This window comes from Bariatricus massiliensis (genome assembly GCF_900086725.1).
GTDB classification, from domain to species: Bacteria; Bacillota; Clostridia; order Lachnospirales; family Lachnospiraceae; genus Allocoprococcus; species Allocoprococcus massiliensis.
In genome coordinates, this window is record NZ_LT574838.1 from 1,459,988 (window position 1) to 1,475,680 (window position 15,693).

The 15,693-nt window shown below is 45.3% G+C and carries 12 protein-coding genes; 2 read left to right on the forward strand and 10 right to left on the reverse strand.

The window, feature by feature from the left end; genetic code table 11:
- Positions 1-77: 77 nt before the first annotated feature.
- From BN6465_RS18585 to BN6465_RS18600, 4 genes are all read right to left on the reverse strand, one after another.
- A complete protein-coding gene (locus tag BN6465_RS18585) occupies positions 78-1,376 on the reverse strand; it encodes an ABC transporter substrate-binding protein (protein WP_066738008.1) in 1,299 nt (432 codons plus the stop codon).
- Between the two features lie 130 nt (positions 1,377-1,506).
- Positions 1,507-2,790, reverse strand: coding sequence for an ABC transporter substrate-binding protein (locus BN6465_RS18590; protein ID WP_227201219.1), 1,284 nt, complete (start codon positions 2,788-2,790; stop codon positions 1,507-1,509).
- Positions 2,777-4,552 (reverse strand): sensor histidine kinase, encoded by a 1,776-nt coding sequence (locus BN6465_RS18595; protein WP_066738012.1) that lies wholly within the window; start codon positions 4,550-4,552, stop codon positions 2,777-2,779. Before BN6465_RS18595 ends, BN6465_RS18590 begins: the two co-directional genes overlap by 14 nt.
- Positions 4,549-6,138 carry a response regulator gene (locus tag BN6465_RS18600; protein ID WP_066738797.1) on the reverse strand — a complete coding sequence of 530 codons (1,590 nt, stop codon included), beginning with the start codon at positions 6,136-6,138 and terminating at the stop codon, positions 4,549-4,551. The genes BN6465_RS18595 and BN6465_RS18600 overlap by 4 nt, the downstream gene beginning before the upstream one ends.
- A gap of 143 nt (positions 6,139-6,281) precedes the next feature.
- On the opposite strand from BN6465_RS18600, the gene BN6465_RS18605 reads away from it, so the two are divergent.
- Both BN6465_RS18605 and BN6465_RS18610 read left to right on the forward strand, forming a co-directional pair.
- Positions 6,282-7,943 carry a DUF885 family protein gene (locus BN6465_RS18605; protein ID WP_066738014.1) on the forward strand — a complete coding sequence of 554 codons (1,662 nt, stop codon included), beginning with the start codon at positions 6,282-6,284 and terminating at the stop codon, positions 7,941-7,943.
- 117 nt (positions 7,944-8,060) lie between these two features.
- Positions 8,061-8,762, forward strand: a complete 702-nt coding sequence (locus tag BN6465_RS18610; protein WP_066738016.1) for a helix-turn-helix domain-containing protein — start codon at positions 8,061-8,063, stop codon at positions 8,760-8,762.
- A gap of 90 nt (positions 8,763-8,852) precedes the next feature.
- On the opposite strand, the gene BN6465_RS18615 is transcribed toward BN6465_RS18610, so the two are convergent.
- The 6 genes from BN6465_RS18615 to BN6465_RS18640 form a co-directional block, all read right to left on the reverse strand.
- Positions 8,853-9,824, reverse strand: coding sequence for an ABC transporter ATP-binding protein (locus tag BN6465_RS18615; RefSeq protein WP_066738018.1), 972 nt, complete (start codon positions 9,822-9,824; stop codon positions 8,853-8,855).
- Positions 9,825-10,817: an ABC transporter ATP-binding protein gene (locus BN6465_RS18620; protein ID WP_066738021.1), complete on the reverse strand. Its 993-nt coding sequence runs from the start codon at positions 10,815-10,817 to the stop codon at positions 9,825-9,827.
- A 14-nt stretch (positions 10,818-10,831) separates the two neighbouring features.
- The gene (locus BN6465_RS18625; protein WP_066738023.1) at positions 10,832-11,989 is read right to left on the reverse strand and encodes an amidohydrolase family protein; all 1,158 of its coding nucleotides are present in this window, start codon (positions 11,987-11,989) and stop codon (positions 10,832-10,834) included.
- Positions 11,989-13,086 (reverse strand): amidohydrolase family protein, encoded by a 1,098-nt coding sequence (locus BN6465_RS18630; RefSeq protein WP_227183820.1) that lies wholly within the window; start codon positions 13,084-13,086, stop codon positions 11,989-11,991. The genes BN6465_RS18625 and BN6465_RS18630 overlap by 1 nt, the downstream gene beginning before the upstream one ends.
- A 104-nt stretch (positions 13,087-13,190) precedes the next feature.
- Positions 13,191-14,723: an ABC transporter substrate-binding protein gene (locus BN6465_RS18635; RefSeq protein WP_066738026.1), complete on the reverse strand. Its 1,533-nt coding sequence runs from the start codon at positions 14,721-14,723 to the stop codon at positions 13,191-13,193.
- A 69-nt stretch (positions 14,724-14,792) separates the two neighbouring features.
- On the reverse strand, positions 14,793-15,683 hold the full coding sequence (locus tag BN6465_RS18640; RefSeq protein WP_066738028.1) for an ABC transporter permease: 891 nt from the start codon (positions 15,681-15,683) through the stop codon (positions 14,793-14,795).
- Positions 15,684-15,693: the final 10 nt, after the last annotated feature.

A 15,693-nucleotide genomic window follows, 5' to 3' on the forward strand; every position in this document is an offset into this window, starting at 1 on the left:
GACCCTCCTTCCAAAAAGCGGCGTGAGGACTTTCATACCCCCGCCGCTTTTGCTCCTCTATTTACCTTTTGTTCTCTCTATTTTGCTGCCGCTGCCTCTTGGGCCCATCCGTCAACAAATGCTGTGACAACCTTATCCCAGTTTGCATCGTTCTGGTCTGCCGCATAACCGGTAAGCGCAGAGCCCACTCCATTTTTCCACTCCTCGGAAGGCATGGTAGAGAAGTTCCATGACACCGGAGTTTTTCCTTCGTCCAAATATTTGTTGGCTTCATTTACAAGTACGTTATCAGAATCAAGATTGGAGCCAAACGGAATTACAAATCCCATATCCTTACACATTGCTTCCACACCTGTGTCGGAAGTTACACACCAGTTTATAAAGTCTAGTGTGGCTTTAATGTCATCCTCAGATGCCTTGGAGCTTACGCACCAGTAGTTCTCTGTTCCCGTGCACACACCCTGTTTCTCTTCGCCTTCTACGCCGATGTAAATCGGAAGAATCCCAAGGTTCTCATCTCCAACGTCTGCGATGTTGTTATATTCCCATGTACCATTCTGGTAAAATACTGCTTCCTCTGTTACAAAATCTGCCGTCGCATCGTCTGCTGTCTTTGTGGAAATCTCAGACGGTGCACAGGTAGCGTTATTAATGTACAGATCCCAAATCTGACGGTAGTTGTCAAGATATGTCCCTTTGATTGCATCTGTGGTGTCGATTCCCTCATCTTTGTACTCATAGTAGATTGGAAGATTGGCCAGATGCGTCTTGAATCTCCAGTCAGAAGAACCGTCCATGCCTGCGGATGTAAATGCTGAAAATCCAAGCTCATCCTTTCTTGCTGTGATGTCTTCCACTATCTTCTTAAAGCTCTCAAAATTTGTAATATCTTTCGCAGAATATCCTGCTTTTTCGAGCAGCGCCTTGTTGTAAATAATGCCGTAATTCTCTACTACATAAGCGATGCCGGCCATCTTATCCCCATCCATCAGGGCAAAGCTGTCGTCTGTAAGCTCACCTGCAATATCGGAATCCTTCAAGTCATAGCAGTAATCCTTCCAGCTTGCAAGCCCAACCGGACCATTCACCTGAAACAGCGTCGGGGCGTCAGTCTTTGCCATCTCGGATTTCAATGTCTTCTCATACTCACCGGCTGCCGCGGTAAGAACTGTAACCGGAACTCCTGTCTCCTCTGTGTAGGCTTTTGCAAGAGCCTGCCACTGCTCATCCGCCTCCGGTTTGAAGTTCAGATAGTAGACCTTTCCTTTGGCATCTCCCTCAGCCTTCTTATCGCTGGAAGAAGAGCTGCAGCCAGCCAAAAGTGTAGCTGCCATTGCACCGGCCAATAATACGGATACAACTTTTTTCATTTTCATAATATGTTCCCTCACCTTTCTTAAAAAACTTTCGTTTCTTTTATGATGGCTTTATGATATCAGAAAATGTAATGAAAGCTGTAACAATTTAAAAACCTCATATGCAAAAAAATAAACCTATCTTTTTATACTATCTTTCTTCCTCAAACTGCCGTATACTGTCATCCTCCATCCGGGTAAATTCTTCCGAACCTATCTGCCCTTTAGAAAGTTTGGGAAGATATTCCCCCAGCGTTTCCTCTTGTAATACGGAGTTCCATTTCACCTGATAGTTGGGCACCATCTGGGGGCCGCTGTTATAAGCCGCAATGTAATCTGCCAACATCTGATTATCCTTATCTGTATTCCCTTCCAGAAATGCTTCCTTCTCCTGTTGATTAAACATTGTGCGGAACTTTAAAAATTGTACCGCGCCCTTTTTCACCTCGTCACTGTAGCTTGATACAACCGCCCATCCAAAGGTCTCCGGGGAGGAGATTAATTTATTTCCCGGAAATACCGAAAAGCGTACATTGCCTGCGAAGTCCTCCGGAATCTGTTCAATCATCCAATATCCGTTGGGAAGCATTGCCGATTTCCCGGACGCAAAGTTCCGGTAAGCCACATCAAAGTCCGTGTGTAGGGCATCTTCCGTGGTATAGGCGAACAGCCTCTTTAACGTATCTGCCATCCGGAGTCCATTCTTATTTTGGTAACTGTCCGGAAAAAGTTCATTCATAAAAGCTGCCCCTTCTTTTGAATCGGCAAGCTCTGCCGTGGCAAGCAGCATGGGCGCCCATGCAGTGCCTTCCGTATGCAGGGCAAGGGGCGTGATTCCACTGTCTTTTAGTTGCTCGCAGCAGGCCCAGAAATCTTCCCAGGTAGCAGGGAATTCCCGGATTCCAGCCTCTTCAAACAATTGACGGTTCCAGAATACCCCGGAGCATGAAAACATGGCAGTGCTGATCGGCGCAAGATAGACACTGCCATCCGGCTCACTGCAGGCTTCCATTACCGCTGGTTCCACCATATCCTGCCAGTCTTTGTCTGCTTTCATATAAGGGGACAGATTCTCAAGCCGTCCCTCCTGTACCATCATCTCATAGAAGGAGGGAAGCATACGAAGATCTGTAATGATGGCCGGAAGTTTATCCGTCACATTCAGTCGCTTTAAATTCTTCCGATACTCCTCCTCCGTCTCCATAATCCATTCCACATCCATGTGATAGATACCCTTGTATGCCTCATTAAATGCGTTTACCAGCTCTTCCTCATTCTTCTTTCCGGTGGTAGGGTTGACTGTCAGTATCATGGGAATCTCAATCTCCGCTTTTGTCTTACTGTCTGTATTCTCTTTATTCTCCTTACATCCGGTGAGGCCGAGCAGAAGGATGATTAAAAGGCCTGCCAAAATCGGTTTCTTATAATTCATCATTCTTCCTCCCATCTCCCGGAAGCAGAATCCGGCATTTTGTCCCGTCTCCCTGCACTTCATATTCAAACTTCACATCCTCCCCATATTTCAACCGAAGCCTTGTCATAATATTAATAATTCCATAACCATGCTTTTGATCTGCAAAACAATTTTTCAATTCTACAATCGGCGTCTTTCCAAGAGCATTGATTTTATCCACCATTTCCTGCTCCATAGCAGTCCCGTTATTGTAAACCGTCAGGGAAAGCCTGTCCGATACTTCCTTTACCTCAATGCGGATAAGGCCCCCCTCGAAGATGTCGTCAAACCCATGCTTAATTGCATTTTCCACGAGAGGCTGCAAAATCAGTTTTAAAATCCACCGCTTCGATGCTTCCACCTGACAATCAATCTCATAATGAAAAAGGTCTGCATTTCGAATCTGCTGAATCTCCATATAGCTCTTTACATTCTCAAGCTCATCGGCCACCGTTACAATATCGCTTCCTTTACTTAAAGACAGGCGCAGGTAGCTGGACAGCGCCTGTATCATTTTCATGGTCTTCTCTTCCCCGTTAATTCTGGCCAGCATGTAAATGGTGTCCAGTGTATTATACAGAAAATGCGGGTTAATCTGGTTGATCAGCACATGCAGCTCACTGCTCCGAAGCTCCTTCTCCTGCTTCTTGATTTCCCCTACAAGCTGTTCAATATTAGCAAGCATCTCATTATAAGAATGACCGATCTTGTCAAGCTCCGTATCTGTATGAATATCCAGCTTATGGCTGAAATCTTTCCCGTCAAAGTTCTCCATTTCCCGGCTGATTTTCTGAATGGGCCGCGTGAATACACGTGAGAAATACAAGCTGATTCCTACTGCAATCAGCATAACCAATACGTATATGCCTATCAACACCAGCAGAATTTGATTTAACCCGCTCGTCAACACCGAATTGGGGACAATGGTGAAGATGGTAAGTCCGCTCTCCCTCTGTCGGTAAGCCTGCAGAATTCCTGTTTCCAGCCTCTGTCCCTGCGAGATGATTCCCGATTTCCCGCTCTCCGCCAGACTTTTGAGTTTCTTTTCGTCCTCCCCGCTCAAAGAAAAATGGGACGGGAAATTCTGCATGCAGAATCTTCCGCTGCTATCCATAATCCCCACCGCGGTTTCTTCCATGGCCTCCTTATTCTCCATCAGCTTCTTTAAAAACTGGTCATTCATCTTAAAGAAAATCATCCCCGGCTCATGGGCATAGTCCATGCTCCGCACCATTCTTCCCACAAACAGGGCGCTCTCCCCGGTTCCAAACAGGGTATCTTCTGTAAAGAACCACTCCGTTCCGGCATAACTTCCGGAAAGCCGCTCTCCAAAACCGCTTTCTTTGAACTCTTCATAGGTGATATTAGAATAAGACTTTGTGTAGACATTTCTTTTATTATCCACATAACAATATTCCGCAACGTCATCCAAATCTATATAAGCAAAATATTTGCTGAGCGCATTTTTTTCTACATTTTCCAATCCTTTAGCCTTAAGGCTTTGCTGTACGCTGTCATCCGTAATACACTCTGCTGTCACCTCGTCACTTTTCTCATACAGATTATCCAGTGAAATGCCCATCTTCTCATTCATGAACTCATACTTATCCACAATAACACTGGTCATATTTTTGCGTACATATACCCACACTCCCATACTCGACAATAACAACGCCAGTGTCAATAACACCAGCGTGTGCTGCAGATATTTCTTTTGGATTCCTGAAGATTTTTTTATGCTCATACCTCATATTCCTTCTTATACTCACTGGGCAGCTTCCCTGTGTATTCCTTGAACAAATGGGAGAAATAAGACGGGTTATTGATGCCCACCAGCTCGCAAATGGCTCCGATGCTGGTTTTCCCCTCCTCCAGAAGCTGTTTCGCCTTCTCCATCCGCCGCTTCATCAGATACTTCTTAAACGTCATGTGAAACGTGTTCTTAAATGCTCTCCCGAAATAAACCGGATTCAGGTAGACATGTCCCGCCACCGATACAATGGACAGCTCCTCATCACTTAAATGCTCTTCAATATAAGCCACAGCCTCCGACATGTATTCTTTAAAATACTTTGTCTCATTACTGTATGCATTGTCTTTTCTCTTCTCAATAACGCTGCACAAAATCTTATAGCAGACATCTACTGCTCTGGCCCCGTTGAGATTCTGGATATTGGCATAATAGTTCTTAAACTGCTCCCGAATCTCCTCCGTCATCCCGTAGGAATCCTCAATCATTAGCTCCGTTTTCAACATAACCTTGTGCATAAGCCGGCACTGCTGCTCTTCCTCCGGCGGAAGTCCGTAGATGAAATAGACGAATGCCTCTTTCAACTCCCTCTCATCATTCCTTCTCACCGCATTCACAATTAGAATCTCCGTATCCGCCCTATCGGTTTCCTCCACCTTCTTCTCCATATCCGCCGGTATGGTAAATGCACTGGCTCCCGCCATGCTTGCCAGTTCAAACAGCTTCTGTGCCTCCTCATAGCTCCTCTTAATTCCGCCAATGCCCTTATAAGGCTTAGAGATAGCTGCAACTACCGGATGCGCTCTTTCCTTTACTGTCTCAAGAACCTCTTTTAATTCACCGACGGCCTTATTTTCTCTAGCCCTAATAATGAAAATATAAGTTCCTTCTTCATTTTCCAGCTTCCAATAAGAAAACTGAGTCCCAATGAGCTCTTCTAACATTTGCATCATGGCAAAACGTGCGGCTTCGTAATTCAAGGAATTAGTTATCTTATATGCCAAATCTACATCCACATATACGGTAATAAATCTGTCCTCTTTTTCAAGCCCGGCCTCCAATGTATCAAATACCTGCTCCGCCTTCTCAGCCGGAATCCGGTTCTGCACGTATTTCTGCACCACAACTTGAAGAAAGCTGTCCGAATCTTTCACAAGCAGTTTCTCCCAGTTCTCGTATTTTTCTTCATTTTTAATCTGCTCCATGCACACCTTCCAAGCGCCCTGCATGGTCTCCGTCAGCTTTTCCTCTGTGATTGGCTTTAGCAGATAAGCGTACGCCCCCAGATCACACGCCTGCTGCGCATACTCAAAATCCCGGTAAGCACTGAGCACCACAAATAGACAGTCTATACCCAGATTCTCAATCTCTTCCATCACCATCAGTCCGGATATCTTCTTCATCCGGATATCCGTCAGCACCACATGGGGCCGCTTTTCTTTAATCACCTCAATGGCCTGTTCCCCGTTTCTGGCGCTTCCCACTACCTGAAACCCCATGGCGTTCCAGTCGAAGGTTTTGATGAGTCCTTCCAAAAGGATTGGCTCATCGTCTACAATTACCAATTTTAATAATTTCATAGGCATCTCCGCTTTCGTCACTTATGCTCCTATCATACCATATATAAGGAAAGCGTTCACAATAAATTAATCAATATCCTCATCTTTCTTTTATCATGATTTTGATGTAAGATGAGATAAGAAATGATGTGAGGTGATTAAAAATGGATAACAGTAAATTAACTATGCGTTATCGAGAGGCGGATCTGGATTGTGCACTGCTCCACTACCGTCTTCAAAGCCATGCTCCCTATGAAAAGGATTTGTTTCTTCCTACTCCGGAGGCCCTAGATGAGGTGTGGAAGGAATGGAAACGGCTTAAGGTGCAGGTAACGGAATTAGAAGCTCCGGATAAGGTCTTCGCTCTTGTCAAAAACCATCTGGAGGACTTTCTGGACTCTCTAAAGTTCTCTATAGAAGACATAGAAAAGCATCCGGAAGATATCCTTCTCGGCTTTCAATATCTTCTTCAGGAAGTGGTGCGCTGTGACTGCCGTTCAGATGAAACGCGCTGCGAACTTCTTGCCCACCGCCTGCAGCAGATCTATGAGAACGAGCCGCTCCTGCTGCAGTTGATACGGACAGGCTGTTCCGATGCGGAGCTGCCAGAACTGGCCCGTTCTTTCCGGCGGGCGGGCTTGAATATGCAAGGCGAAATCAAGAATTTACCAGAATATTTCCCGCAGCTTACGCAATCCCTTCAGGACGGCATAAAAACATCAATGGAGAGATTCTGCGGACAGCTCGAAAATATGGCTGATTCTCTCAGCACAGAGGTGATTTCCTCCGAGGAGCTTTTAAAAGATGACTTGAGCAAAACAGTGAAAATGGATTCCGAGGCGTATCGGAACCTTCTCAAGAATAAACTGGGTGTTTCACTGGACGAGCTTCTTAGCTGGCACAAATCCGAGATGGAGAAAACACGGGCAGAAGTGTTCAAACTGGCATCCGAACTGGATATCCCAGAAGAAGCGCCCAAGACAATGGAACAGGTGAGCGACATCCTTTTCCGCTATGCCGGGCCATGCGCTTCTGCCGAAGAAATGTTTTCCAAGGCCGCTCAGTATCTGAAGCGTACCCGGGCCATAGCCCATGAATATACTTGGCTTCCGGAAGATGAGACTTGTGTCTGTGTCCCCATCCCGGAATGCTACAAAGACTCCTATCCTTGGGGCGGATATGAAGGAGGCGACTTCACCCGGCGCCCATTCCGTGGCCAAATGTTCTTGAATCAATATAATTATCAAAATATTACAGACGGCTGGATCAAGATGAACACCATGCATGAGGCCTACCCCGGCCATCATGTGCAGTATGTGCGCGCCGCCACGGATACCATGCCCGAGACGGTGAAAATCGGCGCCAAAAACATTCCGATTGACGAGGGAACCTGTCTGCGCACCGAGCGGGCTTTTACATTTATGTTTGCAGAAGATCCATTTTTCCCTCTATTTATAGCGTTCCGCAGACATCATACTTCTGTGCGTATCTTTGTGGATTTAATGCTCTTCTACTTTGGCGCTACACTGGAAGAGGCCGTGCAGATTTATGAGAAAGAACTGGGATTTGACCGGGTGACGGCCCGGGCTCAGGTGCAGGCCCATCAGAATTCCCCCGGATATTTTACCTGCTACTATTATGGCATGAAAAAAATATGCGACTGGGAACAGAAATACGGCTACAGTAAGTGGGATTACACAGAGCTTCTATTCGCTGCTGGCCGCGTCAGCATGAAGAGTCTGGGAGAGCTTGTGAGCCTCGAACCGGCGGACAAGCAGCGTTATTTCAACGATTTCTGCAGTCTGCTCATGGATTCTGGTAAATAGCATCATTTTCGTGCAACTTCAGGTAGCAGACAGTTAGAAAAGGGAAACTGGAAAGTGGTGTATTTTCTGTTCTCATTTTACTATAATGAGTCTATCAATCGATAAGGAGATTATGAAATGAGCTTTGGACAAAATCTACAGTTTCTCAGAAAAATGCACAGAGGCATGACACAGGATGAACTGGCCGAGAAGATGGGCGTATCACGGCAGACAATCTCAAAATGGGAGATGGATTCTGCCTTTCCAGAGATGGAAAAAGCTATCGCACTCTGCGATGTCTTTTCCTGCTCCCTTGACGCACTGCTGCGTGAAAATATGAATTCAGACAATGAGGCTTACACAGACATACGGATAGAAAAAGTCCCTTCATTCCGGTACGTGATGTATGCGGTAATCAGCGGGGCACCTGAGGAAGACGCCACAAACCATATCAAGGCTTGGGCTGCGTCGTGCGGTTTGGAACAGGCGGAAATCATCGGCTGGGATTTTCCGGCCGTATCGCAGGAACAAATCAACGTATACCATATGCACGGGTATACGGCCGCATGCATTGTACCGGAACATTTTGTTTCCGACTGCCGCCAGATGGAAATCCTGTCGCAGGGCGAGCATCCGTACGCTGTCCTTACAATCAAGAATCCTTTTTCAGCGCCTTTTGCCTTGATACCTAACGCCTATAAGACACTTTTACGTTATATGGAGGTCAACGGCTTTGAGCACAAGTTGTCTAAGGAAGTTCTGCCCTGTTGGGAAAAATGCTATGAAAAAGACGGAGATTCTTTTATGGACATTTACATCGCAATAAAAAGCTCCAAATAAACATTTGATCGCATCTCTACTTATACAAAAAGCTCCGGCTACACGATGAAGAGTAGTCCGGAGCTTTTTCTTTTCTATCATTTTTTGTCTCTATAATTCACTATTATGAAGTGGGAAGTGGCATGCGACCATTCTTCCTTCCACCATTCTTGGCAGGGGTTCTTCCTTCCCACAGATCTCTTTTGCATAAGGGCACCTAGTATGAAAACGGCATCCCTCCGGCAGGTTCATGGGACTTGGAGCTTCCCCCGAAAGTATCTCCTTATCCTCCTTCCGTTGCAGCGGATCTGGCTTCGGCGTGGATGATAATAAGAAATATGTATATGGATGCTTGGGATTACTATAAATATCTTCTGTATTCCCAATCTCACATATTTTCCCTAAAAACATGACGCACACTCTGTTCGAGATATATCTTACAACCGCAAGGTCATGCGAGATGAAGAGATACGTAAGATTAAATTCCTGCTGTAAGTCATGCAAGAGATTTAATGTCTGTGCCTGAATACTAACATCCAAAGCCGAAACCGGTTCATCGCATACAATAAGCTGGGGATTCAGTGCCAATGCCCTTGCGATTCCGATTCTCTGTCTTTGGCCGCCCGAAAACTGATGTGGATATTTCTCCAAATCCTCCTGATGGATTCCTACCTTTTCTACCAGCTCTTTGATATAGTCTTCCTGCTCTTTCTTCGTCTGAAACACTTTAAAAGCCTTGAGCGGTTCCCCGATAATTCTCTTCACAGAAAAACGTGGGTCAATCGAAGAATATGGATCCTGAAATACAATCTGCATTTCTTTGCGCATCTGCTGCATTCCCTTGCTGTTCAGCGCAGTAATATTCTTTCCGTCAAAGATCACTTCCCCCGATGTGGGCTCGATCAGACGCAGCAGCAGTCTTCCAAGCGTCGATTTGCCGCAGCCGGACTCTCCCACAAGAGCCAGCGTTTCCCCTTTATATATGTCGAGGTCTACGCCGCCGACTGCCTTTACATATCCATTTTTAACTTTAAATGTTTTTGTCAAATTCTTCGCGCTTACAAGTACCTGATTTTCTTCCATCTACTCCACCGCCTTTCCCTTTTCTTCCATACGAAAACAACGGACTGTATGGCCGTTTCCGATATCGTACAACGGCGGCATTTCATTTTTACATCTCTCCACCGCATATTTACAGCGGTCACATAATCTGCAGCCCTTTGGAAGCTTATCAAGCTTCGGCACGATTCCGGGAATGCTCTTCAGTCTTTCCTTGCTGTTCACAGTAGGCAGTGAGCCCATAAGCCCTTCTGTATAGGGGTGGCACGGATTTTTGAAAATTTCATATACATCTGTATGTTCGACCACCTGCCCGGCATACATGACATAAACGGTATCACAGATTTCAGCAACCACGCCTAAATTATGAGTAATCATCATAATGGATGTATTCTTTTCGTCACGAAGCTTACGCATAAGATGTAAAATCTGGGCTTCTACGGTAACGTCCAGCGCGGTAGTCGGTTCATCGGCAATCAAAAGTTCCGGCTCACAGACCATGGCCATCGCAATCATGACACGCTGCCTGAGACCGCCTGAAAGTTCATGCGGATAGGCGTTATAACGTCTTTCCGCCTCGGGAATCCCCACACTTTTGAACATTTCTATTACCATTTTTTTCGCTTCTTCTTTGGAGACGTTTCGATGGAGAATGATTGCTTCCCGCACCTGCTTTCCTACAGTAACTACCGGATTTAGGCTTGTCATCGGCTCCTGAAAAATAATGGACATTCTATCGCCCGTAATCTTACGCATTTCTTTTTGGGAAAGTTTTGTCAGCTCTGTTCCGTTTAATTGTATACTTCCCGAAGCAATTTTAACATTTTTAGGAAGTAAGCCCATAACCGACATTGCCGTCATACTTTTTCCGCAGCCAGATTCCCCCACAATTCCAACCGTAGAATGAGGAGGGACACAAATATCCACGCCGTCTACCGGAACCAATTCTCCATTCCTAACTTTAATAACTGTTTTAAGCTTACTTATTTTCAAGAGCTCGTTATTTGTATTTGACATAACATTCTCCTTGTCTATCCTCTATAAACTACATTGCCTTCTACAATCGTATATTTTACTCCTGCCGCCACATCCAGCGCGGGCATGCCATTAAACAAGACAATATCTCCGTCTTTCCCTACCTTGATAGAGCCTACACGGTCATCCACGTGCAACGTTTTTGCCGGGTTAATCGTAATCATTTTCAGCGCGCTCTCATGGGACAGGCCTCGGCGTACCGCTTCTCCCGCTTGAATATATATCAACTCAGGCATCGTAATCGGTGAATCTGTCATGATTGATACATGGACACCTGCATCCTCCAGCATTTTCACCTCTGCAATATTCGCGTGTGTGAGTTCTCCGTAACCGGTCGGTACTCCTACCGGGCCGTAATTGATGGCCCCGCCGCCTTCCTTTAACTCGGGAAGAAAGAATTCTGCCCCCCACGCATGCTCAATGGTGTATTCACAATCGAATTCCTTTGCCAGTTCAATCGCCGTCATCATGTCAAACTGCTCACAATGTATTTTCAGCGGTATCTGACGGCTCAGCGCGAGGGAAATCGCTTCCAGCTTCGCGTCATAGTCAGGCATTTTTGTGATATCTCCTTGAGCGGCCTCTTTCTTAGCCATATAGTCCTTTGCCTTATGAAAGGCGTCCCGCATAACTTTTATAACGCCCATCCGCGTCATCGGCATCTGGTTTTTCTTTCCATACACACCGATTGGGTTCATTCCGAAGGCCAGCTTTAACGCTGACGGATTTTTTATCACAAGCTCATGTATGTCATCTTTCCCGGCTGTTTTGGCGATAAAGGCAAGGCCGCAAATTGGGTTCCCGCTTCCCGGCGTAATGCACATGGTGGTCACACCGCCTTTGCACGCATCCATGAAGCATTTGTCATGAACATTACATCCATCGATAGCACGTACATCGGCCGTTACTGGGTCTGTCATCTCATTAAAATCACACTCATCATAATTTAACATATGGAATCCGCCCAAATGAGAATGCGCATCCACAAAACCCGGGAGTGCGACAAGGCCGTCCGCGTCAATCACTTCATCGGCGCAGATGTCCAGCCCGCTTCCTATCTGTGCGATTTTTCCCTCTTCCATATAAATGTCACCTTTAAAAGGTGCATTTCCTTCCATATCATAAATCAACGCATCTTTTATAAGCATACTCATTATTCCGCCCTCCAGATTTTCCCTGCAGTGATACATACTTGAATATGTGCATCATATGTTTTTAACGGATGCCCAACCCAAATGGAAATGTCTGCATATTTTCCAACTTCTATTGAGCCGATTTTGTCTGCCACACCTAAGATGTCCGCAGTATTTATTGTAATCATGTCCAGCGCCTGCTCCGCGTCCAGCCCATTTCTCACGGCCTTCTCCGCACTCCATAAAAGGCCTTCATAACCTGAGCTATTATTGGAAAAGGCGGTCGGTACTTTCTTGGACATCTCAACGAGCGCCGGAATATCGGAATCATAATAAGTCACAAAGCTTCCGTCGATTAAATCGCCTAATATCACAGACGCCCCTGCTTCCTGTATCTTATCCTGCACGGCATCCGCCTGATAAGCGCCCATTAAGATTAACTTGAATCCAAATTCCTTCTGAATCTCAAGTATCGTTTCTATATCAAATCGTTCTCTCACATTGCAAAGCAGGGCCAGTTCTCCGCTCAGCACCCTGCACAAGACGTCTCTTCCCGGCTCATACGCAGTATCGTCCGCTTTTTTCAATGCTGCTTTTTTCAGCTCGCTTCTTAACATCGAAGCCATTCCCATCCTCGTCATGGGCCTTATGTCCCGCGCCATGAACGTTCTTTTCACACTGGGAACAAAGTTCACTTTCAATGCCACATCTTCTGAGACAGCCATCTCCTCTGCTGTTCTTCCGCTCGTATGATAGACCCCTGTTTGTCCTGCTATGAGCGCTGATTCATTTGGCACCGCGCCAAATGCCGTAATCCCGTGTCTTTCGTATCCTTGTATTTTTACCTCCACCGGATCCAGCGAATACCGTACATGTAGATCGGGATTGACTGGGGTAGATTTTTCGTCCGAATCGGTATGTGCCAAATCCGCATAATTATAAATTCCTACACTTGTTGTAGGGAGAATAAATCCGGGAAAGACTTCACATCCCGACGCGTCAATAAGCTCCCCGTCAGCCGTGAGGTTCTCTCCAACTTCAACAATTTTATCTCCATCAATCAAAATATCAACTTGTTTTGTCTCTCCTTTTGGAAAATGAACCGTCCCATGTTTCACTAAAATCAAAGCTCTTCCTCCTAACTCATACTTTTGTATAACATAGGAGGCAAAGTTTCCTATGCTATAAGTAAACAAGGGGACTGAATCCCCTTGTTTCAATATTATTTAAGTTTCACCTTATATAAATAGAGATTAAATGTAGCTGACCAAATATCCTCAATGCCATCCAGATCAGCATTGTAAACATTCGTCATTGTATCTTCATAAATCGGAACCATATTCGCAAAATCATAGGTAAGTTTCAAAGCCTCTTCACAGAGCACTCCACGTTTCTCATCATCCCATTCATTCGCCGCGTCAGCCAAGAGTGCGTCGAATTCTGGAGTGTTGTATAAAATCTTTCCGTAATAGCCATTTCCTGCATGGAATCCCATCTGTTCTTCCAAGGAAGCGTAATCGCATCCCCAGCTTGCAATGGTGATGTCACAACTTCCATCTGCGAACGCTGCCCAAAACGCGTTGGAATCCAGCTGGTTGATTTCTGTCTTCACTCCAATTGCTTTCAAATCCTCCTGAACGGACTGGGCAATATTAGCCAAATCTGAAGTAATAGTCAGTTTCAATGTTTTTCCATCGTAATCTGATTTTGCCAAATACTCTTTCGCAAGTTCCACGTCATAGCCGCCAATATCCATGAAGTTTGCATGTTCGCCCATCATACGTTCAGAGTACATATTCTTTGCCGGCTTTGAACCTTCCGGTGCGTTGTCAAATGTAATGGCGTTTTCACGGTTCACAGCATGGAAGATTGCCTTTCTAAGGTTCTGGTCATTCATAAGATTGGGCCCCTCTAAGAATACCGATTTCACACCCCAGCCTGAAGAACTGATCACATTGAACTTAGGATTGTCTTTTATAATTTCCACCTGATCCTGCGGCATCGTCAGTACCATATCGATTTCACCGTTCTGAAGCGCTACAACTGCAGTTGAAGGGTCTAACGGTGTTCTAAACACAAGGTTCTTAAAGTATGGTTCCCCACGGAAATAATCTTCATTTGCTTCCATATAGATATATCCGTCAGCGCCGATTTCTTTGAATTTATAACATCCAGAGCCGACCGGATTTTTTGCAAATCCTTCCGGATCCTTCTCGTAAGCTGTAGGTGAAACGATATACAAATATTCTGATAAGAATTCAAGAAGCTTTGTATGAGAAGCTACTTTATCAATTCTGACTGTATACTCATCGATTACTTCTGCTTCACCGATATAAGCCTGTACCCATGAAGACAATTCAAAGCTTCTGATTTTGTCTACACAAAATTTAACTGCTTCCGCATTAAAATGTGTTCCATCTGTAAAATCAACATCGTCACGTAAGTGGAAAATGTATCCTTTTCCATCATCTGTAGGTTCAAAGCTTTCCGCAAGTCCCGGTCCCATACTTCCATCTTCTTGGAATTCAATCAGAACATCAAAAAGCTGATGCCACTCAAGCTTGTAGTTTAGCGCAGTATTTAAAGGGTCAAATGCCTCTACAACCTGTGTATCCAAAATAACAAGTGTATCCTTCTCCTTTTTCCCGCCTCCATCACCTGATGATTTGTCAGAATTGTTTTTGGAACATCCCGCAAATGCGCTTACTGCCATGGCCAACACTAACATTAACGCCAACATTCTTTTCTTTCTCATTTTTCTCCTCCTTTATGGAATATAAAATTTAATATATGAAAACGCTTCTTCTGCGTCCATAATCCTCTGTTACCCACGCCTTTTTGGGTCAAACGCATCTGCCAGCCCGTCTCCTAAAAGATTAAAGCAAAGCGCTGTAATAATGATTGCCAACCCCGGAAATACTACCAGATGTGGCGCAAGCCGCATATATGGCATTGCTTCCGACAACATATATCCCCATTCCGGATTCGGAGGCTGGATTCCCATACCAATAAAGCTGAGTCCTGCCGCCGATAGAATAAGTCCTGCCACGTTCATGGTCGCATTTACAATAATCGGCCCCATCGCATTTGGCAGCACGTGCCTAAATATAATTGACACATGGCTGGTCCCGCAGCTTCTCGCCGCTTCAATATAGTCCTGCCTCACTACTGTGAGTACGATGGAGCGTATCATTCTTGTAAAACTCGGGACACTCGCAATTACCATCGCAATCGTCATACTTCTCAATCCTGAGCCAAACGCCGATACAAGTGACAGCGCAAGCAGCATAAATGGAATACACATGAACGTATCCATGATACGGCAAATGACAGAGTCTATCTTCCCGCCAAAATACGCTGCCGTAGCGCCAAATACACAGCCGCCGAACAGCGCCAAGGCTGTACACACGATACCGAATATCATAGAATATCTGGCGCCGTGTACTACCCTTGCAAAAAGGTCTCTGCCCAAATTATCGGTTCCAAACCAATGTGCCGCTGATGGCATCTCCATTCTGGCCATTACGTTCTGGGCAATCGCCTTCGATTCAAAATCCACGATCACGTCTGCAAATATAGCGACAAATATAATAATCGACAGCATAATCAACGCAAACATCGACATCTTATTTTTACAAAATCTTTCCCAAATCAACTGCCCCTGCGATGGGTTTGTATTTTTTACAAGCTTCTTATTTCTGAACAAATTAAACATAGTCGCACCC

Bases quoted from the DNA above. Each gene is read 5' to 3' on its own strand.
- BN6465_RS18595 (WP_066738012.1), bottom strand. From the start codon at position 4,552: ATGAGCATAAAAAAATCTTCAGGAATCCAAAAGAAATATCTGCAGCAC.
- BN6465_RS18615 (WP_066738018.1), bottom strand. From the start codon at position 9,824: ATGGAAGAAAATCAGGTACTTGTAAGCGCGAAGAATTTGACAAAAACA.
- BN6465_RS18605 (WP_066738014.1), top strand. From the start codon at position 6,282: ATGGATAACAGTAAATTAACTATGCGTTATCGAGAGGCGGATCTGGAT.
- BN6465_RS18610 (WP_066738016.1), top strand. From the start codon at position 8,061: ATGAGCTTTGGACAAAATCTACAGTTTCTCAGAAAAATGCACAGAGGC.
- BN6465_RS18600 (WP_066738797.1), bottom strand. From the start codon at position 6,138: ATGAAATTATTAAAATTGGTAATTGTAGACGATGAGCCAATCCTTTTG.
- BN6465_RS18585 (WP_066738008.1), bottom strand. From the start codon at position 1,376: ATGAAAATGAAAAAAGTTGTATCCGTATTATTGGCCGGTGCAATGGCA.
- BN6465_RS18590 (WP_227201219.1), bottom strand. From the start codon at position 2,790: ATGATGAATTATAAGAAACCGATTTTGGCAGGCCTTTTAATCATCCTT.
- BN6465_RS18640 (WP_066738028.1), bottom strand. From the start codon at position 15,683: ATGTTTAATTTGTTCAGAAATAAGAAGCTTGTAAAAAATACAAACCCA.
- BN6465_RS18620 (WP_066738021.1), bottom strand. From the start codon at position 10,817: ATGTCAAATACAAATAACGAGCTCTTGAAAATAAGTAAGCTTAAAACA.
- BN6465_RS18625 (WP_066738023.1), bottom strand. From the start codon at position 11,989: ATGAGTATGCTTATAAAAGATGCGTTGATTTATGATATGGAAGGAAAT.
- BN6465_RS18635 (WP_066738026.1), bottom strand. From the start codon at position 14,723: ATGAGAAAGAAAAGAATGTTGGCGTTAATGTTAGTGTTGGCCATGGCA.